Here is a 24,352-nt window from a genome sequence, read left to right as displayed (position 1 = left end):
GCTTCCCATGCGGCGAGGACATCGTTGTCGACCGAGTATGCGCGGGGACGGGTACGTATGACCGAACCCGTCACTCCAGGCTCACGATTGCCGCACGGCAATTCCACGACAGGAAGTTCCGACGCCGTACCGGTCGTCAACATCGCCAACGTGCTGACGGTTCTCCGAATAGCGCTCGTTCCGGTATTTCTCGTCGTCCTGTTCGCGGACGACGGCCACGACACGCGCTGGCGCATCGGTGCGACGCTCGTGTTCGCGGTCGCGGCGATCACGGACCGAATCGACGGCCAGCTCGCGCGTAAATACGGCCTGGTCACCGACTTCGGAAAGATGGCAGACCCCATCGCCGACAAGGCGTTGATCGGCGCCGCGTTGATCGGCCTGTCGATTCTCGGCGACCTGCCGTGGTGGATCACCGTCGTGATTGCGATACGCGAAGTGGGCATCACCCTCGTGCGCTTCGCCGTGATCCGGCACGGCGTGATTCCGGCCGGTCGTGGGGGCAAGGTCAAGACCCTCGTCCAGAGTTTCGCGATCGGAATGTATCTGGCCCCGTTGCCCGACGAGGTGCGCTTCGCGTCGGTCACGCTGATGGGCCTCGCGGTCTTTCTGACCGTCTACACCGGCCTCGACTACGTCGTGCAGGCGATTCGTCTGCGGCGTGGGGTCACGTCGTCGTGACGGATCCGCTCGTCGATGGTCTGGAGGTGGATCGACTCGTCGCCGCGCTGACACGGCTCGGGCAGACCGTTGCGACCGCCGAGTCGTTGACCGCGGGACTGCTGTCCGCGACGGTCGCCGGCGTACCGGGTGCCAGCGCGGTGCTTCGGGGCGGCGTCGTCGTCTACGCCACGGACCTCAAGGCCACCCTTGCGGGTGTCGGCCAGGACGTGCTCGACTCCGACGGACCCGTTGCGGCGAGCACGGCAGCAGCGCTTGCCGACGGGGCCAGGCGTGTGTGCGGCGCGGATTGGGGTGTGGGACTCACGGGCGTCGCGGGACCGGACAGTCAGGACGGGCATCCGGTCGGCACCGTGTTCGTCGGGATCGCCGGGCCGGACGACACCCGAGTGAACGAACTCCGACTGTCGGGCGACCGCTGGACCGTTCGACGGGATACAGTCCGTGAAGCCGTGTCGGAACTTCTCCGACGCGTGCTCAGCCGTACGGACGTATAGGGTCGGGAACCAATCGAACCGTGTCGGGCGTTGTAGCTGAAGACGGTCGAAAGACTCCGATGACGAACAGTTTCAACGAGGAGGAGCGAGATGGCGCTGCTATTGCGTGAAGCACTCGGCGACAGTCTGCGGCGCACTCGCGTCGCACAGAGTCGCACACTGCGTGAGGTCTCGAATACTGCCCGCGTGAGCCTCGGCTACCTGTCCGAGGTCGAACGTGGACGTAAAGAGGCTTCCAGTGAGCTCCTTGCTGCAATCTGCGATGCACTTGCGGTACCGCTGTCCGATGTACTGAGCGACGTCAGCGAATCGCTGTCGGTCCGGGCGACGAACGATCAGCACGCGACGCCTGCTGTCGAGCAGTCGCCGCGCATCGCGGGCGACACTCGCGTCGTCATTCCCGCACCGGCACGCGCACTCGCCGCCGCCTGATTCGCCGGGACGCTAGTGTGAAACCTGCAGTTCGCACGACACCAGCATTGACCCACCACGCGTCTGACGCGGCGCTCGATTCGGAGGCAGGATCAACCCATGGCTAATCCTTTCGTCAAGGCCTGGAAATACATGATGGCCCTCTTCAACTCCAAGATCGACGAGAAGGCCGACCCCAAGGTTCAGATTCAGCAGGCCATCGAGGATGCACAGCGTCAACACCAGGCGCTGTCCCAGCAAGCTGCCTCGGTGATCGGCAACCAGCGTCAGCTGGAGATGAAGCTGAGCCGCCAACTCGACGAGGTCGAGAAGCTCAACGCCAATGCTCGTCAGGCCGTCACACTGGCCGACCAGGCGGCATCTGCGGGTGACACCGAGAAGGCGACGCAGTACACCAACGCAGCCGAGGCGTTCGCGGCACAGTTGGTCACCGCGGAACAGGGTGTCGAGGATCTGAAGGTGCTGCACGACCAGTCGTTGCAGGCTGCGTCGCAAGCGAAGAAGGCCGTCGAGCAGAACGCGATGGCGCTGCAGGCCAAGGTCGCAGAGCGCACCAAGCTCCTCAGCCAGCTCGAGCAGGCCAAGATGCAGGAAAAGGTCAGCGAGTCGCTCCGCTCGATGGACAGCACGCTGTCCGCACCCGGCAACACGCCGAGCCTCGACGCGGTGCGCGACAAGATCGAACGTCGTTACGCCGACGCACTGGGATCGGCCGAGCTGGCGCAGAATTCGGTGTCCGGTCGGATGATGGAAGTGCAGCAGGCGTCCGTGCAGATGGCAGGGCACAGCAGGCTCGAACAGATTCGTGCGTCGATGGCGGGAGATTCGCTTCCGTCGGGTAACTCGGCAGCGCAGAAGCCGTCGATCGCCAAGTCGCCGAATGCCACTCCAGAGCCTCCTGCACAGAACTGACGTGAACAGTTTCCCCGGAACATGAACAATGACGATCATGGTCGGCCACGTAAGTGGTCGGCCATGCCTGTATCGGAGTCGGTGAACGGCGTTCGCGCCGTAGCGGACTCGGCGCGCCGCATGGGCGAATCGCTGGTCGACAAGGCGAACCGGTGGAACGACCCACGGCAGAAGCACATTCGTCGCACTCGACGTGCGCGTCGGCGCGGGTCGTGGTTCGGCGGTGCGTCGGGCGTCTCGGTGGCCTCGACTGCCGGTCTCGCGGCGGCGTCGGCTCCCGAGTGGACGATGTTCGCCACCGGTGGCGGAGCGATGCTGTTCGCTGTACCTGCGGTCCTCGCACTCGGCCGGTACCGCCGACTGCGGGCTCAGCCGCTCCCGCCCGCGAGGCCGGGCAGAGCGACGTTGCCGGACAGCGGTTCGGCTGCATACGCGCCGATGTACCGACTCGCAGGCGCTCAGCGAAGCCTCTACGAGCTCACCGGGATACTTGCTCGATCCGAGTCGGTCGACTCCGCAGAACTCGCGGAGACCACAGAGGTCGCTGCTGCTGCGGCGACGGCGCTCGCATCGATGGCCACCGACGTCGTGTCGATGGAACGTGCGGCCGCGTCGAACACGATGGCGGCCGAGCACCTCGGGCCGACGATCCGAAACGCGGCCGACCAACTGCACTCCGGCGTCGACCAGTTCGAGGAACTCGTGGCTGCGGCCGCGCGGTTGACGGCCCCAGCTCAGCTGCCGTCGAGCGCGGTCGACCTGCGTAGAGCAGAGCTGACGTCGGCGACCGACCGGCTCGACGGGTGGGCGACGGCGTTGACCGAACTGGCCGAGATCCGGCGGCGCCACTCCTAGGATGCCCCTCAGGGTGTTCCCCCATCTTTCCCTGAACTCGTTGCCGACCTGGTGTTTTCGGCTCTTCGCCGTGTGAGGGTCGATATCGACACCCACGAAGAAGGGAACACCATGTTCTGGAAAATCCTCGGAATCATCGTCCTGGTCTGGATCGCGTTCGCCGTGCTCGGTGCGGTCGTCAAGGGTCTGTTCTGGGTAGCCGTGGCCGCCGCGATCGTGTTCGGGATCTACTGGCTCGTCAAGGCGATCTCGTCGGGTGAGAATCGCGATCTCACGAAGCTGTAGTGCAGCGGTGCAACGGCGAAGTCTCGCCGACGATCACCGTCAGCGCGCGCGGTACGGCCTCGATGCGGATCGGGAGCGGTCGGAACCGCTCGCCGTCCGCGTAGGCAACCATCGACGGAGCCGACAACGACACTCGCTTCGACCGATAGGTGTCGACCTCCGGCAAGTCCACGTGCGTTCCCTTGTAGAGGGTCGGGGACAGTCGGACGAGCCGGGTCCGTGAACTTGCCCTGACGACGGTGACATCCAGCAGGCCGTCGTCGACGCGGGCGTCGGGGCAGATCGCCATACCTCCGCCGTACGTCGGGCCGTTTCCGACGGTCACGAGCGTCGCCTCCAGGTCGATCGTCGCGTCGTCGAGTTCGATCGAATACGGAATGGGATGCAGCCGCGTCAATTCCAACACCATCGCCAGGTTGTACCGCAGTGGTCCGCGAGGCCATCGCATTCTGTTGGCACGTTCGGTGACCAGACTGTCGAATCCGCTGGACATGACAGTGCCGAACCAGCGGTCACCGGCACGGCCCAGGTCCATGGTGCGTTTGTCGTCGCGGGCGACGATGTCCGCGGCAGCGACGGGATCACCCTGCGGCACACCGAGCAAACGCGCGAGATCGTTTCCAGTGCCTGCGGGGACCACCGCAAGTGCGGTCGACGTGGTCGCGACGGCCTGCAGCGCGAGATTCACGATGCCGTCGCCGCCCACGACGACAACCGTGTCGGTTCCGGTGCGGACCACTCGCTTGACCGAGTCGAGGGCATCTCCCTGGGTCCGGCCCTCGATGGTGGTGACGTCGAGTCCTCGTTCACGGAGTCGCGCTGTGACAGTGGCAGTGATGGCAGGCGCACGGCCGTTTCCCGCAGCGGGATTGGTCAGGACCGTGACCGTTCGAGTCATGGGATCAGCTTGCCAGGATTCAGTATTCCTGCGGGATCGACCGCCGATTTGATGGAACGCAGCACAGCGATTCCGACGTCGCCGATTTCGTGTGGCATCCAATTCCTGTGGTCGCTGCCGACGGCGTGGTGATGTGTCACAGTGGCGCCCGTGGCCGTCATCGCATCGGTTGCAGCTGTTTTCGCGTTCCTCCACTGTGTGATCGGATCGTCCGCGGCGGCGCAGACCACAGTGAAGTACAACGACGCACCCGTCGGATAGACGTGCGAGATGTGGCACATGACGACCGGGGGAGTCCCTGCGGCGCCGAGCGACTCGACCAGCGCACCCGTCACGGCCGTCCGAACAGCGGCGAGCGACGACCAGTGGGCAGCCGTCTCCAGCGTCTCGGCCAGAGCGCCGACGTCCAGTAGCGCATCGCGCAGATAGGGCCCGTCGAAACGGCCGTGTTCCCAGGCGCGCGCGGCGGATTCGTCGACGACTGTCGCACCGGCCCGCGCAAGCAGCGCGTCGACGTCCTCGACACGTCGGGCGACGTCGGTCGCGGTTCCGTCGAATGTCATGATCGCGAGACAGCCGCCGTGTGGTGCGTCGTGATCCGAGAGAGCCGCGTTGATGCCGGTCTCGGCCTCGTCCGACAATCTCATGACGGTCGGCCTGCTGGGCGTCCCCGCGACGATTCGGAACGCCTCGGCGCCTGCGGCGAAATCCGTGAACCGCCACGCGCGATAGACCGTCGTCTCCGGAATCTCGTGGACTCGGACGGTGACGTCGGTGATGATCCCGAGGGTGCCTTCGGAGCCGAGGAACACCTGACGCATGTCCGGTCCCGCGGCAGACGCGGGTGCACGGCCCGGTTGAACCACCCCGATGGGCGTGACCACGGTGAGCGCCTCGACCATGTCGTCGAACCGTCCATAGCCGGCCGATGCCTGACCCGACGATCGCGTCGCAGCGAAGCCACCGATGGACGCGTATCGGAACGACTGAGGAAAGTGCCCGAGCGTCAACCCATGTCGGCCGAGCATGTCCTCGGCTTCCGGTCCCGTGACGCCTGCTTGGAGCACCGCGGTTCTGGATTCCGTGTCGACCGCCGTCAGCGCGCACATGCGTCGGGTACTCACCGCGACGACGGCATCGAACCAGTCACGGACCGGTTCGAGTCCACCGACGACGCTCGTCCCGCCGCCGAACGGTACGACCGCGATGGATGTGTCGGTGCAGAATTTCAGAAGTGCCTCGACCTCGGCCCGATCGGCGGGAAACACGACGGCATCCGGTGCTTTCTGGACGTCGGCGCTACGACGGTTCAACAGGTCGATGGTGCTCTTGCCGCCCAGATGTCGAAGTCGCACATCGTCGTTCGTGACGACGTGGTCGGCGCCGACGATATCTGCCAGCCCGCGCCTCGACTCGTCGGTGAGGGTACTTGCCGTCAGACGGACGTCGTCGGCATTCGGGTGCGACGGTTCGTGCACGTCGACGTGGAGGGCGGTGCGGAGAATGGCGCGTGTTCTCTCCGACAACGGCGCGTGTTGATCGTGCGCACCCCATGCGTCCCATGCCATGATCGGCGCACGCGTGGCGGGCAGCTCCACTGGGGGTTGTTCGCGCATGATCTATAGTGTTACACAGCATAGGTTTTTGTAACTCGGGCATGAACGAGTCGCTCGAATGTCGTCTGCGAACGGGGTGTAGTGGTGGTCGAGCCTGCCGTCGTCCAGGACACTGTCACCGCATCCGTGGAGCCACCGACTGTCGACGATCAGGTGCTCGACGCCGCACGATCGTGCATTCTCGAATTCGGGGTTCGGCGAACCACTTTGGCGGAGATCGCGCGGCGCGCGAAAGTCAGCCGACCGACGGTCTATCGGCGATGGTCCGACACCCGGGCCGTGGTCTCGAGCCTCCTGACGCGCGAAATCGGTTCGGTGATGCCGTCGTTCGACCCCGGATCCAACGCTCGCGAGCAGCTCGCCTCGGCGGTATCCGACGTCGCGGACAAGGTGCGGCTGCACCCGCTGTTCGTCAAGATCCTGCGGTCCGACCCCGACATACTTGCGACGTACATCCTGCACAGGCTCGGAACGAGTCAGTCGCTCATCATCGACGCGCTCGTGCCGATCATCGACGGTGGGCAACGCGAAGGCTCGATCCGCGACGGTGTCCCGGTGCATCTCGCGACGGTTCTGCTGCTGATGGTTCAATCGGCGGTCCAGTCCGCGGAGATGGTGTCCGGCAGGATTCCGGGCGAAATTCTGGTCGCCGAGTTCGCCTATGCAGTCGACGCCTACCTTCGTCCCCGAGCAGAGTGATTCCAGCAGCCAGCGCGCGTCTCGACGGCGAACGCCGTCGACGAGAACTCGATGCCCTGTTCGGCTCGACGTTGTTCGATGGAGCCGAGATCGATGTACTCGTCGTCGGAGGCGGCATCACCGGTGCAGGCATCGCACTGGATGCCGCGACGCGTGGCCTGCGCGTCGTGTTGGTGGACAAGCATGATCTCGCTTTCGGTACGAGCCGGTGGAGTTCCAAACTCGTCCATGGTGGGCTCCGCTACCTGGCCTCCGGAAACGTCGCGATCGCCCACGAAAGCGCCGTCGAACGCGGAATCCTGATGACCCGCACGGCGCCCCACCTGATCAGGCCTCTGGCGCAAGTGGTTCCGCTCCTGCCCGGAGTGTCTCGCTCCGAGGCCGCCGTCGTGCGTGCCGGGTTCCTGGCAGGCGACGTGTTGCGCCGCGCTGCCGGCACTTCTGCTGCGGTTCTGCCCAATTCGCGATCCGTGGACGCAGATGTCGTCACGGCCGAGGCGCCCACCGTACTCCGGCACGGTTTGCGCGGCGGGTTGATGGCGTGGGACGGACAACTCGTCGACGACGCCCGTCTCGTCGTCGCGGTCGCACGGACCGCGGCCCTGCACGGTGCATCCATTCTCACCGGGGTGTCCGCGTCGAACGTCGACAGAACCTCGGCCACACTGACGGACGAGGACACGGGGGCGTCGACCGAGGTCCGTGCGCGCATCGTCGTCAACGCGACGGGTGTGTGGGCGGGCCAGATCGATCCACGAATCTCGTTGCGGCCGAGCAGAGGAACGCATCTCGTGTTCGAGAGATCGACGTTCGGTGGCCTGACGAGTTCGCTGACCATTCCGATTCCGGGGGAGCGCAATCGCTTCGTGTTCGCGCTGCCCGCCCCGCTCGATCGCGTCTATGTCGGCTTGACCGATGTCGCCGCCGACGGACCGATTCCGGACGAGCCACGGGCAACGGATTCCGAGATCGAGTTCCTGCTGGACGTTCTCGGTACGGCCGTCGACCCCGCGCCGACGCTGTTCGACGTCGTCGGTACGTTCGCTGGGCTACGACCACTGCTCGACTCCGGTGGCAAGGAGACGGCCGACGTGTCGCGGCGGCACGCCATCCTCGACGACGGGGACGGTCCGATCAGCGCAGTGGGTGGAAAGTTGACGACGTATCGACGGATGGCCGAGCACGCGGTCGACGCAGCCGTCTCGGCGGCAGGGGCGAGTGCAGGTCCGTGTCGAACTGCGTCGATCCCGCTGGTCGGCGCAGGGGCAGTCCTGGGTCCGCCCGCCCCGGACGTGTTGGTGCGCCGTTACGGTTCGGAGGCCTCGCTCGTCGTCGCACTTGCGGAGTCCGTCCCGGGCGGCGCTTTGCCCGTTGCCGATGGAATCGACGTGCTGGTCGCCGAAACCGAGTTCGCGGTGCGGTACGAAGGGGCTCGAACCGTCGCCGATCTGCTCGACCGACGGACCCGAATCGGCCTGGTCGACGCCGATCGCGAACGCGCTGTCGACGCCGCGACTCGTGTCCTGACGGAGCGTCACGCGTGAGAGTTGCGGTCGTCGCCGGCCCCGATCCCGGTCATGCGTTTCCCGCGATCGCGTTGTGCCTGGAACTGGCGGCCGCCGGTGACAGTCCCGTGCTGTTCACAGGTTCCCGATGGGTCGAGGCAGGCGGCGGGGCCGGCATCGACACTCGGGTGCTGAAGGGCTTGGCTCCACGCCCGGAGGACGACGACCTGGACGCAGGGCAGCGCATTCACTCACGAGCTGCGTTCATCTCGACGGAATTGCTGCCGGATCTGGAAGATGTGTCGCCCGACCTCGTCGTGTCCGATGTCCTCACTGCCGGTGGTGGGATTGCCGCTGAGCGGCTGCGAATCCCCTGGGTCGAGCTCTGCCCTCATCCGCTGTACGCGCCGTCGAAAGGTCTGCCTCCCATCGGAAGTGGCCTCGCACCCGGAACCGGCGTTCGCGGCAGAATGCGCGACACGCTGATGCGAGCCGCGACCGGTAGATCGATCGCGCGCGGCAAGGCCCAGCGCGGGGTAGCCCGACAGAGCGTGGGTCTGCCCGCACACGATCCAGGTCCCGCAGCTCGCCTGATCGCCACCATCCCTGCGCTCGAGGTGCCGAGGCCGGACTGGCCGACGGAAGCGCACGTCGTGGGGCCGCTGCTGTGGGAGCCGACGCGCGAGACGCTACCGCTGCCCGGCGGCTCGGGTCCCGTCGTCATGGTGGCGCCGTCGACGGCGTTCACGGGCGCGCAGGGAATGCTCGAATCGACGCTCGAGGGTTTGGACGGGCGTGGTGTGCGTGTCGTTGCATCGATGCTCGACGAGCCCCCGGCGGATCTCCCGAGCTGGGCACGCGCGGGCCTCGGTCGTCAGGACGAACTGTTGACGCACGCGGACGTCGTCGTGTGCGGCGGCGGGCACGGCATGCTCGCGAAGTCGCTGATCCACGGTGTACCGGTCGTCGCGATTCCGGGAGGCGGGGACCAGTGGGAACTGGCCAATCGGGCCGCGCGTCAGGGCAGTGCCGTCGTGGTTCGGCCACCGAGTCCGGAGGCCGTCGGCGAGGCCGTGATGCGTGTGGTGGAGGACCGCAGCTTCGCGCACGCGGCCGAGTCCGCCGCAGCGGGTGCGCGACACGTCGAGAACCCTGTGACGGTGTGCCGCACCGTGCTGGGGTGAGCGTCTTTCGGTTACGGTTGATGCGTGCGTCTGACCGAGTTTCGTGAGTTGTTGACAGAAGAGTTCGGCCAGGTTCGAGGAGATTCCATGCTCGTCGACCATGTCATTCAGAGCCTGGACGGGCAGACCGGGGCCGAAGCGATCGAGGCCGGGGTCGACCCGCGCGACGTGTGGCGTGCTCTGTGCAGCGAGTTCGACGTCCCGCGCAATCGTTGGTGAGAAATTCGTCGGCGTGTCGGTAGGCCGGTGCACGCAATCGAACAAGTGTTCCCCTATGCTGGTGTCATTCGGTGCGCAGCGGGGTTCGAAAACGTTTCTTGTCGGTGCCTGGCTCTACCGTAATCGGCAACACGTCGAAGCGACGCTGAACGAACCATGACGCTGAACGAGACCATAGGAGATCACGATGCCTGCTTACGATCGCGACAAAGCGCTCGATCTTGCACTTGCGCAGATCGACAAGAACTTCGGCAAGGGATCGGTGATGCGCCTCGGTGACGAGGTCCGCCAGCCGATCGCTGTCATCCCCACCGGCTCGATCGCACTGGATGTCGCACTCGGCATCGGAGGACTGCCTCGCGGTCGTGTCGTCGAGATCTACGGCCCGGAATCCTCGGGTAAGACGACGGTTGCATTGCACGCGGTGGCGAATGCTCAACGCAACGGTGGAATCGCTGCGTTCATCGACGCGGAGCACGCACTCGATCCCGACTACGCGAAGAAGCTCGGTGTCGACACCGATGCGCTGCTGGTGTCCCAGCCGGACACCGGTGAGCAGGCACTCGAGATCGCCGACATGCTGATTCGTTCCGGCGCACTCGACATCCTGGTCATCGACTCGGTGGCAGCGCTCGTGCCGCGCGCCGAGATCGAGGGCGAGATGGGTGACAGCCACGTCGGTCTTCAGGCGCGCCTCATGAGCCAGGCGCTGCGCAAGATGACCGGTGCTCTCAGCAACTCGGGCACCACCGCGATCTTCATCAACCAGCTGCGCGAGAAGATCGGCGTCATGTTCGGATCGCCGGAGACCACCACCGGTGGTAAGGCGCTCAAGTTCTACTCCTCGGTTCGCCTCGATGTTCGCCGTATCGAAACGCTGAAGGACGGTACCGACGCCGTCGGTAACCGCACCCGCGTCAAGATCGTCAAGAACAAGGTCGCGCCGCCGTTCAAGCAGGCCGAGTTCGACATCCTGTACGGCAAGGGCATCAGCCGTGAGGGCTCGTTGATCGACATGGGTGTCGAGCACGGGTTCATTCGTAAGTCGGGATCGTGGTTCACCTACGACGGTGATCAGCTCGGACAGGGCAAGGAAAACGCCCGCAAGTTCATGCTGGAGAACCCGGACATCCGTGACGAGATCGAGAAGAAGATCATGGAGAAGCTGCAGATCGGTGCCGATGTCACGGCAACCGACGATGCAGCAGCACCCGTCGACTTCTGATCGGCGGTAGCTGGTCGTGCAACCGAACAGCGACGAGGGAGGTACCGAAGCGCAGGCAAAGGATGTCTGCCTTCGGTTACTGACCGACAGGGCTCGGAGCCGGCACGAACTCGAGACCAAGTTGGCCGCGAAGGGCTTCACCCCAGCTGTCGCCACCGCGGTTCTCGACAGGCTCACGGCCGCCAAGCTCGTCGACGACGCGGCGTTCGCCGAACAGTGGGTGCATTCGCGGCACACGTACTCGGGCAAGGGAAAGCGCGCGATCGGTCTGGAACTGCGCAACAAGGGTGTCAGCGGCGTCCATGCGCAGAACGCTCTGGACCAGATCGACAGCGACGACGAACGTGAACGCGCAACCGAGCTGGTGCGCAAGAAGTGTCGGACTCTGACCCTACCGAGTGCGTCGGATCCCGACGCTCGCGCCGAGCGGGACAAAATAGTCCGCAGGCTCGTGGGCATGTTGGCACGCCGCGGCTACTCGCAGGGGATGGCGTTCGGCGTGGTGAAGTCGGAGCTCGACAAGCTCGGCGCCGACACCGAAGACTTCGACGGTGATCGTTTCGGGTGATCGTCCACCCGAGACATCCACCGTCGAAAACACGAGGCCCGCAACACGATCGATCCGTGTTGCGGGCCTCGTTGGTGTTCGACAGACCGGTTTTCGATAGACCGTGTTCGATCAGGCCGCTCCGGCCGGACCTCCGCCGAAGTCAGCGGCTGGAACAACTCCGCCGCCGGTCTTCCGCTTCTTCTGCCGCATCCGCCGTTCGACGACTGTGGCGAGTTTGGTCAGGAGCGAGTTGATCACGATCATGAGGATCGCGACGATGATCAGTGCAGGCAGGTAATTGCCGTAGAACGCGCCGACTTGCTGACCGGCACGCACGACTTCGACGTAACCGATGAGATAACCGAGCGCGGAGTCCTTCAACGCGACGACCATCTGCGAGATGATGGCCGGCAGCATCGCAGTGACTGCCTGCGGCAGCAACACGATGCGCATGACCTGGCCCTTGCGCATACCGAGCGCAGAGGCGGCTTCCGTCTGTCCCTTGGGCAGCGAATTGACGCCTGCGCGAACGATTTCCGCGATGACCGACCCGTTGTACAGTGTCAGACCGGTGACGACGGCAGCCAGTGCCAGGTAGCGGACCTTGAACACCTCGTACTCGGCGTAGACCGCGTAGAGGAAGATCATCAGGATCAGAACCGGTACGGCACGGAACAATTCGACGATCACGCCGCTGACGATCCGAACCGAACGATGATCGGACAATCGACCGATGCCGAGTACGGCACCGAGGATCAACGCGAACACGATCGACAGTGCGGCGGCGACCAGCGTGCCCTGGATGCCGGGAAGCAGGTACGTCGTCCACGTTGTCGACTCGAGGAACGGATCCCACTTGTCCGACGTCAACTGGCCCTTGGAATCGAGCGCCAGATAGATCAGGTACGCGATTCCGAGGGATGCGAGGAGCACGACTCCGGACAGGATGCGGTACCGCGCCCTGGCCTTCGGCCCTGGAACGTCGTAGAGAACGGCTACGGCGTCACTCATCACTTCACCGCCAATCGCTTGCTGAGGTAGCCGAACAGAAGCCCGGTCGGGAGCGTCAGGATCACGAAGCCGAGGGCGAAGATGCCACCGACGACGAAGATGGCAGCCTCGTTCTCGATCATCGTCTTCATCAGCAACGACGCCTCGGCGACGCCGATCACGGACGCGATGGTCGTGTTCTTGGTCAAGGCGATCAGCACGCTGCCCAACGGTCCGATGACGGCCCGAAATGCTTGCGGGAGAACGACGATCGTGATGTTCTGCGTGAACGTCATACCGAGAGATCGTCCGGCTTCGGCCTGACCGACGGGCACGGTATTGATGCCGGACCGCAGTGACTCGGCTACGAACGAAGCGGTGTACACGCTCAAACCGAGGACCGCGAGTCGAAAGTTGTTGTCGACCAGAAAGGTCGGCGAATCCTGCGGTGCGAGTGCGACACCCATCGTCTGGTACAGCCCGAACGATGTGAACAGGATGATCAGGGTCAGGGGAGTGTTACGAAAGATCGTGACGTAGGTGGCGGCGATGCCGCGCGCGATCGGGATCGGTGACACACGCATCGCGGCGATGATGGTACCGAGGATCAGGGCGCCGATCGCGGACAGAACCGTCAGCTTGATGGTCATGATGAACGCGTCGACGAGCTGGTCGCCGTACTTGCTCAATAGATTCAATGTGGGAATGTCCTATCGGCTCGAAAGGGCCGTGCCCGACCCGAGTACGCGCAGATCCGGCTGCGCGCACTCGGGCAGATGGCAGAGCGTCAGTAGCGGTCGACAGTCGGCTTGGCAGGCAGTTCGTAACCCGAGGCGCCCACGGTCTCGTTGAACGCCGTCTCCCAAGCGCCGCTCGAGATCATTTCCTCGATGGCGTCGTTGATCTGGTTGCGACCTTCGGTGTCGTCCTTGGCGAGGCCGATGCCGTAGTTCTCGGTCGTGAAGGGTTCACCGACGACCTTGAGCTCACCCGGGTACTGCGCGGCGTAGCCGGCCAGGATGATGTCGTCGGTCGTGACGGCGTCGACGGCACCGTTACGCAGCGCCTCGACACATGCCGAATACGTGTCGTACTCCTGCAGCTGAACGTCCTGGGCGTAGGTGTCCTTGACTTTCTGTGCAGGCGTGGAGCCGGTGACCGAGCACAGCTTCTTGCCGCCGGTGAGCGATTCCGGGCCGGTGATATCGGTGTTGTTCTCGCCGACCAGAAGCGACTGTCCTGCAACGAAGTACGGTCCGGCGAAGCCGACCTTCTCCTTGCGCGCATCGGTGATCGAGTAGGTGGCGACGACGTAGTCGACCTCGCCGTTCTGGATCAGCGTCTCGCGCTGAGCCGACGGTGCTTCCTTGAACTCGATGTTCTCCTCGGAGACACCGAGTTGGCCGGCGACGTACTTGGCGACCTCGACGTCGAATCCGCTGAACGTTCCGTCCGGGTTGCGCAGTCCTAGGCCTGGCTGATCGTATTTGATGCCGACGATCAGGTTGCCGTTCTCTGCGCTCGAGGAAACGCTGCGTGCCTCCTCGCCGCCGCCACAGGCGGTAGCGACGATGGCGAGCGCTGCGATTCCCACGCCAATACGGATCGATCGATTGATTCTCACTGGTGTTCCTCCATGTCGGTCTGACGATCAGTGCTGAAAATGCTGGTGAGACTGTGTGTGCGGATCAGTGTCCGAGGATTTTGCCCAGGAAGTCCTTGGCGCGTTCGGACTTCGGGGAGGTGAAGAACGTTTCGGGGTCGGTGTCCTCGACGACAGCCCCGTCGGCCATGAAGATGACGCGGTCTCCGGCCTTGCGGGCGAAGCCCATCTCGTGCGTGACGACGAGCATCGTCATGCCTTCCTTGGCAAGCGAGGTCATGACGTCGAGAACCTCGTTGACCATTTCGGGGTCGAGGGCGGACGTCGGCTCGTCGAACAGCATCACTTTGGGGTTCATGGCAAGCGATCGCGCGATGGCGACACGCTGCTGCTGGCCGCCGGAGAGCTGTGCCGGATACTTGTCGGCCTGGTTGGCGATGCCGACGCGTTCGAGAAGCGCGAGTGCGTTCTTCCGCGCCTCGTCCTTCTTGAGCTTGCGCACCTTGAGGGGCGCGAGCATGACGTTCTCGAGAATTGTCTTGTGCGCGAACAGATTGAAGGACTGGAACACCATGCCCACGTCTGCGCGCAATGCAGCGAGCGCCTTGCCCTCGGCGGGGAGAACGTCACCGTCGACCTCGATGGAGCCGGAGTCGATGGGTTCGAGACGGTTGATGGTGCGGCACAGTGTCGACTTACCCGAGCCCGACGGTCCGAGAACGATGACGACCTGACCGGTCGGTACGTCCAGGTTGATGTCCTTGAGAACGTGCAGATCGCCGAAATGCTTGTCCACCGTCTTCAAGGAGATCATCGGAGGTCGCTCGGCAAGAGCACCGGAAGCCGGCGCGTCGGTAGCATGCGTCATACGGCAGAACCCTATTCGTAGTTTGCTTGTCGGCAGCGGTTTTCACCCGACATCGGGAATTATGTAATGGAAACTTTACTGTCGGTCGGTATCGACGCCGCAGGGGCTCGAGTCCCCGGCGTGAACGCGACGTGTCGGGCCGTACCCTGGAGGGGTGGAAACGAGTCACCTGAAGACCCCGCGAGGCATCGACGACGCCGTGCGGAGCTACGAAGTACGCACGCACGGATGCCAGATGAACGTGCACGACTCGGAGCGACTCGCCGGTTTGCTCGAAGAAGCGGGCTACGTTCCCGCCGATGCAGGTTCCGATGCCGACCTGGTGGTCTTCAACACGTGTGCGGTGCGTGAGAACGCCGACAACAAACTCTATGGAAATCTCGGCATGCTGCGCCCGGCCAAGTCCCGGAACCCGCGCATGCAGATCGCCGTCGGCGGTTGCCTGGCGCAGAAGGACCGCGACACCGTCGTCGACAAGGCCCCGTGGGTCGACGTCGTCTTCGGGACACACAACATCGGATCCTTGCCGGTGTTGCTCGAGCGCGCACGGCACAACGACGAGGCGCAGGTCGAGATCCTCGAATCGCTCGATGCGTTCCCGTCGACGTTGCCTGCCAAGCGCGAATCGCCCTACGCGGGCTGGGTGTCCATCTCGGTCGGGTGCAACAACACATGCACGTTCTGCATCGTTCCGGCGTTGCGCGGCAAGGAGATCGACCGTCGGCCCGGCGACATCCTCGCCGAGGTGCAGGCCCTCGTCGATCAGGGCGTACTCGAGGTGACGTTGCTCGGTCAGAACGTCAACGCATACGGGGCGTCGTTCGCCGATCCCGAATTGCCGCGTGACCGGGGTGCATTCGCGTCGCTACTGAAGGCGTGCGGGCAGATCGACGGTCTCGAACGCGTTCGGTTCACGTCCCCGCACCCGGCCGAGTTCACCGACGACGTCATCGAGGCGATGGCGAGCACCCCGAACATCTGCCCGACCCTGCACATGCCGTTGCAGTCCGGGTCGGACCGAATCTTGAAATCGATGCGTCGCTCGTACCGGCAGAGCAAGTTCCTGGGCATCATCGACAAGGTTCGCGCCGCGATGCCGCACGCAGCGATCACCACCGACATCATCGTCGGCTTCCCCGGTGAGACCGAGGAGGACTTCGAGCAGACACTCGAAGTATTGCGTCGCGCACGGTTCTCCAACGCCTACACCTTCCAGTACTCCAAGCGGCCGGGGACGCCCGCAGCCGACATGGCGGATCAGGTGCCCAAGGAGGTCGTGCAAGAGAGGTACCTGCGGTTGATCGCGTTGCAAGAGGAGATCGTCCTGGATGCCAACCGTGAACTCGTGGGCTCCGACGTCGAACTGCTCGTCGCGTCCAACGAGGGTCGAAAGAACGCGGCGACGCATCGTATGAGTGGCCGGGCACGCGACGGTCGGCTCGTCCATTTCAGTACCGAGGATCATCGCGGCGAGCAGATCCGGCCGGGCGACGTGGTGACGACGTCGATCACGGCCGCCGCGCCCTATCACCTGATCGCCGACGCCGGCGTCAGGACACATCGACGCACCGCTGCAGGCGACGCCTACGAACGCGGCGAACTTCCGAAGACAGCTCCCATCGGCGTCGGTCTGGGGCTGCCGACCATCGGAGCCCCGGCTCCGCTGCCCGTCCAGACAGGATGCAACGCATGAGTTCGAACGATCGACCCGATTACGACACGGCCGAGCGCCGGATCGACGCCGAGATCGACCCGGGCGCGCGAGCGATGGTCGTCGCCGTTCTGGTGTTGGTGCTTCTGGGCACACTCGCGCTGCCGCATGCGGGTGGTGCGACCGGCTTCGACGTGCTGTCGGGTAGCTCGTCGGCCGTGGACGAGTCGATCGCACTGCCGTCGCGGATATTCGTGTGGTTCGTGCTGGTGTTCGGCATCGTGTTCTCGGTGCTCGCGCTGGTGACACGGGTGTGGGTACTCGCGTGGGCTGCACTGTGCGGAAGTGCGGTGTCCTGCGTGTTCGGGATGTTGTCGATCTGGTCGCGTCAAACTCTCCCCGCCGACTCGCCCGGAGCTGGTCCAGGCCTGGGGCTGATCATCGCGTGGATCACCGTGCTGGTGCTGACATTCCACTGGCTCAAGGCTGTGTGGAACAAGACCAATGCGCAGCTCGCGGCTCAGGAGCGTCGCCGAGTTGCTGCGGCGGAAGCCGATCAGAGCTCGCAGTGGGCCGGTCCCGTTCTCGGGCGACCGACCGACCGCAAGCGCTGACGTCCTAGAGCTCGCCGACGGCGCCTTCCGCGGCGTCGGCCCATTCGCGCCACTGCTGCGCCTGTTCCAGCGCACGCTTGGCGTCCTTGTCCTTGCCTGCAGCCTGCGCCTTTGCGGCCTGCTCCTCGAACTGTGCGACGCGCTCGCGGAACTGCGCCGCTCGCGCGAGGGCTTCGGGGTCCGTGCGTCGCCACTGGTCGTCGGCGGCGTCGCGTACCGACTTCTCGATGGCGCGTAGCTTGCCCTCGAGCTCCTGCATCCGATCGCGCGGCACCTTGCCCGCAGCGTCCCACTTCTCCTGTAGGTCGCGTAGGGAGGCACGCGCGGCGTCCAGATCCTTGTTCGGATCGATGGCGGTGTACTTGGCGAGCAACTCTTCCTTCACGGCGGCATTGGCCTCGAACTCCGCGTCACGCTCGGATGCTGCGGCGTTGCGCGCTTCGAAGAACACATCCTGTGCGGCCTTGAAGTTCTTCCACAATGCGTCGTCGGCGTCGCGTGGTGCGCGCCCCGCGGCCTTCCATTCGACGAGCAGATCGCGGAAAGCCCCGGCCGTCGGACCCCACTCGGTCGACGACGACAATGCCTTCGCCTGCTCGACGAGCTCCTCCTTGCGTGCCTTGGCCGCGCCGCGTTCCCGATCGAGGTCGGCGAAATGCGCACCACGACGGCGATTGAAGTTCTCGCGTGCCTTGGAGTAGCGCTTCCACAATGCGTCGTCGACTTTGCGATCGACGCCGCGGATGGTCTTCCACTCGTCGAGGATCTCGCGCAGCCGGTCACCCGCGTGCTTCCACTGCGTCGACTCGCTGCCGATCTGCTCGGCTTCCGCGGCCAACTCCTCCTTGCGGGAGGTGTGTGCAGCGCGTTCCACTTCCTTCTCGTGCTTCGCGACGGCAGCTGCGGCCTCCGAGTGCTCGACGACGACCTCGAGCCGACGCGTCAGTGCATCGATGTCGCCGATGATGGCAGCGGTCGGGACGGACTCGAGCAGTGCCTCGGCGGCGTGCTTCGTCTTCTTCGCATCACCGGATCCTGCCGTCAGACGGGCTTCGAGCAGGGCCACCTCGGTGGACATGTCGTCGTACCGGCGCCCGAAGTGAGCCAGTCCCTCGGCGGCGTCGCCCGCTTGCCACGAGCCGATCTGGCGTTCCCCGTCGGACGTCGTGACCCAGGCCGTGCCGTCGTCGTCGACTCGTCCGAACTTGCTGGGATCGCTCGGCGGTGCGACGGTCGGCGTCACGGACGCGACGTGAGACGAGACCGGATGAGGTTTGGCCACCGAAGAGCCGGACGGCTTCGATGCTCCCGGTGTCGGTCCACCTGGTTTCGGCGCACCCGGTTTCGGAGCGCCGGGCTTGGGGGTTCCAGGCTTCGGACCTGCAGGAGTAGGGGAGCTGCTGCTGGTCGTGCCACTGGGATCGGTCATTGTTCCTCGTCTCTGCCGCGCGTCACGGCTGCCTCTATCGCGCTGTTGGTCACCGATGAACACCATTCAACTCGGTGTCGCCCGTTCCGACCATTGAAACAGGTGAGACGGCAACACATGATGTCGTACGCCCTCTGCGGTGTCCGTGTCGGAGGATCGACCGCACACCGACTAGCGTGGTCGACGTGTTTCGCGCAGTGGCCCTGGTGCCGTCCCCGCCCCTGCTGGTTCCGGAGTTGACCGGCGGCGGAGCCCCCGAGACGGACGCCGTGCGCGACGCCGCGCTCGATGCGGCGAGACGTCTCGGCCGGGCCGCGAGCAAGTGGATGGCTATCGGGGTGGGCGACGCGTCGTCGACCGTTATGCCGAACACGCGCGGAACCTTCCAGGGATACGGTGTCGACGTCGAGGCACGCTTGTCCCGAGATGCCGCGCAGTTCGACCCTCGGATGCCACTCGCCGCGTTGATCGCTGCATGGCTGCGTGATCGGACTGCTCCGGACGCGGTCGTCGAGGCCCGAATCATCGCTGCCGACACCGATACGTCGTCGTGCCTGAGCCTCGGCCGAGAACTGCGGCACCACTTGGATGCAAGCGATGAGGAGTGGGGCTTGCTCGTCGTCGCCGACGGAGCCATCACGTTGACCCCCAAGGCTCCCGGCTCGTTCGACGACCGTTCCCCCGACGTGCAGGACACGATCGACGACGCCCTCGCCGCAGCCGACGTCGGATTCCTCGGCGAGATCGACCGGGGTCTCTGCAGCGCGCTGGGTGTCGGGGGCGCCGCAGCGTGGCAGGTCCTCGCAGGAGTCGTCGAGGGCGAGCGCCTGAAACCGACGGAGCTCTATCGAGGCGCACCGCTCGGGGTCGGCTACTTCGTCGGGATCTGGGAGCCGTCCGCATGAGCACCCGTGCTCCGATCGCTGTCATCGGGCCGACTGCCACAGGCAAGTCCGACCTCGGCCTGGATCTCGCCGAGGCTCTGGACGGCGAGATCGTCAACATCGACGCGATGCAGCAGTACCGCGGCATGGACATCGGCACGGCGAAACTGGCGAAAGACGAGCGCCGCGGGATCGTTCATCACCAGCTCGACGTACTGGACGTGACCGAGGTCGCGACCGTCGCCCACTACCAGGCAGCGGCAGTTCGGGACGTCGAGGAGATCACAGGACGTGGCAAGGTGCCGATCATCGTCGGCGGTTCGATGATGTACGTCCAGTCCCTGCTCGACGAATGGGCATTCCCCGCCACCGATCCCGAGGTCAGAGCGCGCTGGGAGCAGGTACTCGCCGAAGGCGGTACCGAAGCGGTCCACCGCGCGTTGATCGAGGCCGACCCGGAGGCTGCGGCATCGATCCTGGCCACCGACGGTCGACGCATGGTCCGCGCGCTCGAGGTCGTCGAGATCACCGGACTTCCGTTCGCGGCATCGGCACCGAAGATCGGCGAACCGCGATGGGGCACACTCATCCTCGGGGTGGATCGGGACACGGCCCAGCTCGACGAGCGGATCGCCATGCGGACTGATCTGATGTTCGACTCCGGTCTCGTCGACGAGGTCGCCTCACTCGTCGAGATAGGTCTCCGCGACGGCGTCACCGCATCCCGCGCTATCGGCTACGCCCAGGTCCTCGACTACCTGGCCGGAGGCAGCGACCTCGATCACGCACGCGAGCGGACCTTCATCGGCACCCGTCGCTACGTACGCAGGCAGCGGTCGTGGTTCCGCCGGGATCCACGAGTCCACTGGTTGGACGGTGCCGATCCTCACCTGACCGAGCACGCCCTCGCGGCCCTCGCCGGCTGACGAAACGCTCCCGATCCGGGTCGTTCCTGCAGGCTCCACTCCCGGCTTGTCCGGGTCGTTCCTGCAGGCTCCACTCCCGGCCGTAGAATTCGGACCATGCATTTTGCCAAGGGCCACGGAACGCAGAACGACTTCGTCGTGCTCTTCGATCCCGACGCGAGAATCGAGCTGCTGCGCTCACGCGTCGCTGCACTGTGCGACCGGCGTCGTGGCATCGGTGCCGACGGCGTGTTGCGCGTCGCACGGGCAGGGGTCCTGCGTGAGCAGGGTGTGCTCGATCGACTGCCTCCCGGAGTCGGCGCCGACGACTGGTTCATGGACTACCGCAACGGCGACGGAAGCATCGCGGAGATGTGTGGCAACGGAGTTCGAGTGTTCGCACATTACGTACGGGCCCACGGTCTCGTGGACGACGACCGGTTCGTCGTCGGGTCACGGGCAGGTGGCAAGCCAGTCACGGTCCACAAGGTGGACGAGACCGACGCGGATGTCTCCGTCGACATGGGAGATGTACGACTACTCGGAGCGAGCAGCACGACACTCGGCGGCCGCACGTTCGACGGAATCGGTATCGACGTCGGTAATCCGCACCTCGCGTGCGTCGACGCCTCGGCGGACATCACGTCGCTGCGAGCACTGGACCTGTCGTCGCCCCCGACGTTGGACACCGATTTCTTCCGGAACGGCGCGAACGTCGAGATCGTGACGAGGTTGCAGTTCGGGCGCGTCGACATGCGCGTCTTCGAACGAGGAGTCGGTGAGACACGATCCTGCGGAACCGGAACGGTCGCGGCAGCCGCGGCGGCACTGTCCTACGAAGGTCTCGATTCGGGGTCTGTCGTCGTCGGTGTTCCCGGCGGCGAGGTCACCGTGACGATCGACGATTCGGGTGCGGTGCTGCGCGGGCCGTCGGTGTTGTTGGCCGAAGGAGACATCGACGATCAGTGGTGGAGGGCACTCAGCTGAATACTCACGTGCATGCGCTGCACTTTTCGTGGATCATGGGTCTCACATGACTGACACACATCGTCCAGAAACCGACCTGGGCCCGCACACGGACTCCGCCGACCACACCACGTGGACGGCCGAGGAGTCGGAAGCTTGGTCCAGGCGCATCGCCCGATCCCCACTTCCCGTCGACGAGGACGCTCCGTCGTCCGGCGACATGCAACTCGAAGAACGCACCGCGCTACGACGCGTCGCCGGTCTGTCGACCGAGCTCGCCGACGTCACGGAGGTCGAATACCGCCAGCTGCGCCTCGAGCGCGTCGTGCTGGTCGGTGTGTGGACCTCCGGTACCGCGACGCAAGCCGAGAACAGCATGGCCGAGTTGGCCGCGCTCGCCGAAACCGCCGGTTCCGAGGTTCTCGACGCACTCGTACAGCGACGGGACAAGCCGGACACCGCCACCTACATCGGCTCCGGCAAGGCCAACGAGCTCCGTGACGTGGTGCTGGCCACCGGCGCCGACACCGTCGTCTGCGATGGCGAACTGACACCCGCGCAGCTCAACGCGCTGGAGAAGGTCGTCAAGGTCAAGGTCATCGACCGGACCGCGCTGATCCTGGACATCTTCGCGCAGCATGCGACGTCGCGTGAGGGCAAGGCGCAGGTCGCGTTCGCGCAGATGGAATACATGCTTCCCCGGCTCCGTGGTTGGGGTGAGTCCATGTCCCGGCAGGCAGGTGGTCGGGCGGGCAGCAACGGCGGTGTGGGTCTGCGTGGTCCCGGTGAGACGAAGATCGAGACCGACCGTCGGCGCATTCGTGAGCGTATGGCGAAGCTCCGCCGCGAGATCAAGGGCATGAAGCAAGCCCGCGACACCAAACGCGAGCGTCGTCTGGAAAGCACCACCCCGAACATCGCAATCGTCGGATACACCAACGCGGGCAAGTCCAGCCTTCTCAACGCGCTCACCGGATCCGGTGTTCTGGTGCAGAACGCACTGTTCGCCACGTTGGACCCGACGTCGAGAAAGTCCACTCTCGAGGACGGCCGCGCGATCGTGCTCACCGACACGGTCGGCTTCGTGCGGCACCTCCCGACTCAGCTCGTCGAAGCGTTCCGCTCGACGCTGGAGGAAGTGACCGACGCCGATCTGCTTCTGCACGTCGTCGATGGTTCCGATCCGTTGCCCGTCGACCAGATCAAGGCCGTGCGTGAGGTCATCATGGACGTCGTCAAGGAAAACGACGCGCCGATGCCGCCGGAACTGATCGTGGTCAACAAGGTCGACGCGGCGGACCCGGTTCAGCTGACTCAGTTGCGTGGTCTTCTGCCCGGCGCGCGGTTCGTCTCGGCGCGCACTGGTGAAGGCATCGCCGAACTTCGTGAGCATCTCGGTGAGATTCTGGCGTGGCCCGAAGCAGAGATCGAGGTGCTGATCCCGTATACGCGCGGTGACCTGGTCGCGCGTATCCACAGCGAAGGCCGGATCAAGGCGTCCTCGCACGAGGCCGACGGCACTCACGTCGAGGCGCGGGTTCCCAACGCCCTGGCGTCCGTGTTGTCCGAGTTCGCGTACGACACCGTCACCGCCTGACTTCGATGAGGGCGGTCGCCGTCGCCGGCATGGTCGGGGCTTTGATGCTCGTTCCGGCGACTGCGGAGGCGGAACCGGAGGCTCGGCAATTCGACACACTGTGCGTCCCGTCGGATCCGGGCCTCGAGGAGCTGTCGGGCCTGACCTCCGTCGACGGCGAGCTCTATGCGATCGGGGACAGTGGAACCGATCATCGTGTGGCTGTGCTGGATTCCACCTGTGCAGTGACTCGATGGCTCGACGTTCCGGTGGATCCGTACGACGTCGAGGACCTCGCGTCGTACGGCGGGAATCTCTGGCTGTCCGACACCGGCGACAATCTGCGCAGGCGGGACACGGTCGCGCTGACGCGAATGAACCCGGAGACCGGGCAGGGCGAACTCCATCGACTGACGTACCCGGACGGCCCGCAAGACGCGGAAACCCTGCTGATCGAACCAGGCGGTCGCCCGGTGATCGTCACGAAGGAAGTGTCGGGGGTCAGCGGAATCTACGTTCCGGCAGGCGACGAGAGCGTCGACCAGCTCGCATCGCCCGGTCCGACGCCTTTGAAACGGCTGGGGGAGCGCACATTCGAGCGCACCGAGACACCCGGCGGTCCACCGTTCATCACGGGTTCGATTCTCGCGACGGGTGGAGCGGTCAGCGCCGACGGGAACGTCGCGGCGGTCCGGACCTACACCGACGTATATCTGTTCGCGGTGCCTGACGGTGATGTCGTCGCTGCGCTCGATACCGATCCCGTCGTCGTCGCACTTCCGTCGCAGCCACAGGGTGAGGCGGTCGCGTTCGACGACGACGGCGCTCTGCTCGTGGCGTCGGAGGCAGCGGGCGGAATGCTGCCTCCCATCGAGATACTGCGTGGTGCAACGACGGCGGTGGAGCCGCCACCGGCGACGGCATCGACCGAGACGTCATCGGGTGGCCGATGGTCCTTCGGTGCGATAGCCGCCGCCGGTGTGCTTGCTTTGGTGTCGACGGTCTACGCGTTCGGGCTTGCCCGGCGGCGTAGCTGACGGATCAGCTCAGGCGTCGAGGTCGGAGGCCACGAGGCCCGCGATCTTGTCGAGCGTCGCCTGATCGTCGCTCTCGACGATCACCTCGGTGCCTTTCGTTGCGCCGAGGGTCATGATCATCAGCGCAGATCCGGCGTCGACCGGTTCCTGATCCTCGACCGCGAGAGTGACGTCGACACCTGCTTCTGCGACTGCCTCGGCGATCAACGCTGCGGGACGTGCGTGCAGGCCGATGGCGGATCCGACGGTGACGGTGGTGCTGGGCATGTGA

Annotated in this window: 27 protein-coding genes; 19 read left to right on the top strand and 8 right to left on the bottom strand. The window is 65.2% G+C overall.

Annotated features, from left to right (window positions below; all coding sequences use genetic code 11):
* Positions 1–57 precede the first annotated feature (57 nt).
* The 6 genes from pgsA (at position 58) to CHB96_RS29535 (ending at position 3,662) form a co-directional block, all read left to right on the top strand.
* Complete coding sequence (pgsA, locus tag CHB96_RS01710; RefSeq protein WP_089242814.1) at positions 58–681, top strand: CDP-diacylglycerol--glycerol-3-phosphate 3-phosphatidyltransferase; 624 nt, start codon at positions 58–60, stop codon at positions 679–681.
* Positions 678–1,178 (top strand): CinA family protein, encoded by a 501-nt coding sequence (locus CHB96_RS01705; protein WP_089242813.1) that lies wholly within the window; start codon positions 678–680, stop codon positions 1,176–1,178. Before pgsA ends, CHB96_RS01705 begins: the two co-directional genes overlap by 4 nt.
* Positions 1,179–1,268: 90 nt before the next feature.
* The gene (locus tag CHB96_RS01700) at positions 1,269–1,610 is read left to right on the top strand and encodes a helix-turn-helix domain-containing protein (protein WP_089242812.1); all 342 of its coding nucleotides are present in this window, start codon (positions 1,269–1,271) and stop codon (positions 1,608–1,610) included.
* A gap of 99 nt (positions 1,611–1,709) precedes the next feature.
* The gene (locus CHB96_RS01695) at positions 1,710–2,522 is read left to right on the top strand and encodes a PspA/IM30 family protein (RefSeq protein WP_089242811.1); all 813 of its coding nucleotides are present in this window, start codon (positions 1,710–1,712) and stop codon (positions 2,520–2,522) included.
* Positions 2,523–2,585: 63 nt separating this feature from the next.
* Positions 2,586–3,377, top strand: coding sequence for a phage shock envelope stress response protein PspM (gene pspM / locus CHB96_RS01690; RefSeq protein ID WP_089242810.1), 792 nt, complete (start codon positions 2,586–2,588; stop codon positions 3,375–3,377).
* Between the two features lie 111 nt (positions 3,378–3,488).
* Positions 3,489–3,662, top strand: a complete 174-nt coding sequence (locus CHB96_RS29535; RefSeq protein ID WP_176444067.1) for a hypothetical protein — start codon at positions 3,489–3,491, stop codon at positions 3,660–3,662.
* Here the strand turns inward: CHB96_RS29535 and CHB96_RS01680 are convergent.
* Positions 3,649–4,560 (bottom strand): diacylglycerol kinase, encoded by a 912-nt coding sequence (locus CHB96_RS01680; RefSeq protein ID WP_089242808.1) that lies wholly within the window; start codon positions 4,558–4,560, stop codon positions 3,649–3,651. The two genes, CHB96_RS29535 and CHB96_RS01680, sit on opposite strands and share 14 nt — an antisense overlap.
* On the bottom strand, positions 4,557–6,128 hold the full coding sequence (locus CHB96_RS01675) for an FAD-binding oxidoreductase (RefSeq protein ID WP_089243060.1): 1,572 nt from the start codon (positions 6,126–6,128) through the stop codon (positions 4,557–4,559). Before CHB96_RS01675 ends, CHB96_RS01680 begins: the two co-directional genes overlap by 4 nt.
* Before the next feature lie 129 nt (positions 6,129–6,257).
* Between CHB96_RS01675 and CHB96_RS29925 the strand changes: the two genes are divergently transcribed.
* The 6 genes from CHB96_RS29925 (at position 6,258) to recX (ending at position 11,576) form a co-directional block, all read left to right on the top strand.
* Entirely contained in the window at positions 6,258–6,875 is a 618-nt protein-coding gene (locus CHB96_RS29925) for a TetR/AcrR family transcriptional regulator (RefSeq protein WP_371828968.1), read from the top strand.
* Positions 6,872–8,419: a glycerol-3-phosphate dehydrogenase/oxidase gene (locus tag CHB96_RS01665; RefSeq protein WP_217899907.1), complete on the top strand. Its 1,548-nt coding sequence runs from the start codon at positions 6,872–6,874 to the stop codon at positions 8,417–8,419. The genes CHB96_RS29925 and CHB96_RS01665 overlap by 4 nt, the downstream gene beginning before the upstream one ends.
* On the top strand, positions 8,416–9,564 hold the full coding sequence (locus CHB96_RS01660) for a glycosyltransferase (RefSeq protein ID WP_176444065.1): 1,149 nt from the start codon (positions 8,416–8,418) through the stop codon (positions 9,562–9,564). The genes CHB96_RS01665 and CHB96_RS01660 overlap by 4 nt, the downstream gene beginning before the upstream one ends.
* Positions 9,565–9,588: 24 nt before the next feature.
* Positions 9,589–9,783 carry a DUF3046 domain-containing protein gene (locus CHB96_RS01655; protein WP_089242807.1) on the top strand — a complete coding sequence of 65 codons (195 nt, stop codon included), beginning with the start codon at positions 9,589–9,591 and terminating at the stop codon, positions 9,781–9,783.
* A gap of 187 nt (positions 9,784–9,970) precedes the next feature.
* Positions 9,971–11,008, top strand: coding sequence for a recombinase RecA (gene recA, locus CHB96_RS01650; RefSeq protein ID WP_089242806.1), 1,038 nt, complete (start codon positions 9,971–9,973; stop codon positions 11,006–11,008).
* A 16-nt stretch (positions 11,009–11,024) separates the two neighbouring features.
* On the top strand, positions 11,025–11,576 hold the full coding sequence (recX, locus tag CHB96_RS01645; protein ID WP_089242805.1) for a recombination regulator RecX: 552 nt from the start codon (positions 11,025–11,027) through the stop codon (positions 11,574–11,576).
* Between the two features lie 111 nt (positions 11,577–11,687).
* Here the strand turns inward: recX and CHB96_RS01640 are convergent, their stop codons facing one another.
* From CHB96_RS01640 to CHB96_RS01625, 4 genes are all read right to left on the bottom strand, one after another.
* A complete protein-coding gene (locus CHB96_RS01640) occupies positions 11,688–12,569 on the bottom strand; it encodes an amino acid ABC transporter permease (protein WP_089242804.1) in 882 nt (293 codons plus the stop codon).
* Positions 12,569–13,246 (bottom strand): amino acid ABC transporter permease, encoded by a 678-nt coding sequence (locus tag CHB96_RS01635; protein ID WP_089242803.1) that lies wholly within the window; start codon positions 13,244–13,246, stop codon positions 12,569–12,571. Before CHB96_RS01635 ends, CHB96_RS01640 begins: the two co-directional genes overlap by 1 nt.
* A gap of 89 nt (positions 13,247–13,335) precedes the next feature.
* The gene (locus tag CHB96_RS01630) at positions 13,336–14,172 is read right to left on the bottom strand and encodes a glutamate ABC transporter substrate-binding protein (protein ID WP_089242802.1); all 837 of its coding nucleotides are present in this window, start codon (positions 14,170–14,172) and stop codon (positions 13,336–13,338) included.
* 64 nt (positions 14,173–14,236) lie between these two features.
* Positions 14,237–14,965 carry an amino acid ABC transporter ATP-binding protein gene (locus CHB96_RS01625; protein ID WP_176444104.1) on the bottom strand — a complete coding sequence of 243 codons (729 nt, stop codon included), beginning with the start codon at positions 14,963–14,965 and terminating at the stop codon, positions 14,237–14,239.
* Positions 14,966–15,206: 241 nt separating this feature from the next.
* On the opposite strand from CHB96_RS01625, the gene miaB reads away from it, so the two are divergent.
* Both miaB and CHB96_RS01615 read left to right on the top strand, forming a co-directional pair.
* Positions 15,207–16,712, top strand: coding sequence for a tRNA (N6-isopentenyl adenosine(37)-C2)-methylthiotransferase MiaB (gene miaB / locus CHB96_RS01620; RefSeq protein WP_281254386.1), 1,506 nt, complete (start codon positions 15,207–15,209; stop codon positions 16,710–16,712).
* Positions 16,709–17,284, top strand: a complete 576-nt coding sequence (locus tag CHB96_RS01615) for an Rv2732c family membrane protein (protein ID WP_245865129.1) — start codon at positions 16,709–16,711, stop codon at positions 17,282–17,284. The genes miaB and CHB96_RS01615 overlap by 4 nt, the downstream gene beginning before the upstream one ends.
* 4 nt (positions 17,285–17,288) lie before the next feature.
* Here the strand turns inward: CHB96_RS01615 and CHB96_RS01610 are convergent, their stop codons facing one another.
* Positions 17,289–18,713, bottom strand: a complete 1,425-nt coding sequence (locus CHB96_RS01610; protein ID WP_089242799.1) for a DUF349 domain-containing protein — start codon at positions 18,711–18,713, stop codon at positions 17,289–17,291.
* Between the two features lie 185 nt (positions 18,714–18,898).
* Between CHB96_RS01610 and CHB96_RS01605 the strand changes: the two genes are divergently transcribed.
* The 5 genes from CHB96_RS01605 (at position 18,899) to CHB96_RS01585 (ending at position 24,081) form a co-directional block, all read left to right on the top strand.
* Positions 18,899–19,618, top strand: coding sequence for a class III extradiol dioxygenase subunit B-like domain-containing protein (locus CHB96_RS01605; RefSeq protein ID WP_176444064.1), 720 nt, complete (start codon positions 18,899–18,901; stop codon positions 19,616–19,618).
* A complete protein-coding gene (gene miaA / locus CHB96_RS01600; protein ID WP_089242798.1) occupies positions 19,615–20,523 on the top strand; it encodes a tRNA (adenosine(37)-N6)-dimethylallyltransferase MiaA in 909 nt (302 codons plus the stop codon). Before CHB96_RS01605 ends, miaA begins: the two co-directional genes overlap by 4 nt.
* Before the next feature lie 96 nt (positions 20,524–20,619).
* The gene (dapF, locus tag CHB96_RS01595) at positions 20,620–21,489 is read left to right on the top strand and encodes a diaminopimelate epimerase (RefSeq protein WP_089242797.1); all 870 of its coding nucleotides are present in this window, start codon (positions 20,620–20,622) and stop codon (positions 21,487–21,489) included.
* A gap of 46 nt (positions 21,490–21,535) precedes the next feature.
* The gene (gene hflX, locus CHB96_RS01590) at positions 21,536–23,065 is read left to right on the top strand and encodes a GTPase HflX (protein WP_089242796.1); all 1,530 of its coding nucleotides are present in this window, start codon (positions 21,536–21,538) and stop codon (positions 23,063–23,065) included.
* A 5-nt stretch (positions 23,066–23,070) separates the two neighbouring features.
* A complete protein-coding gene (locus tag CHB96_RS01585; protein ID WP_089242795.1) occupies positions 23,071–24,081 on the top strand; it encodes a hypothetical protein in 1,011 nt (336 codons plus the stop codon).
* 9 nt (positions 24,082–24,090) lie between these two features.
* Here the strand turns inward: CHB96_RS01585 and CHB96_RS01580 are convergent, their stop codons facing one another.
* A complete protein-coding gene (locus CHB96_RS01580; RefSeq protein WP_089242794.1) occupies positions 24,091–24,348 on the bottom strand; it encodes an HPr family phosphocarrier protein in 258 nt (85 codons plus the stop codon).
* Between the last annotated feature and the right edge of the window lie 4 nt (positions 24,349–24,352).

The sequence above is a fragment of the Rhodococcoides kyotonense genome (assembly GCF_900188125.1).
Lineage (GTDB): Bacteria > Actinomycetota > Actinomycetes > Mycobacteriales > Mycobacteriaceae > Rhodococcoides > Rhodococcoides kyotonense.
Note: the sequence above shows the minus strand (reverse complement) of the source record. Positions and strands in the feature narration are given on the sequence as shown.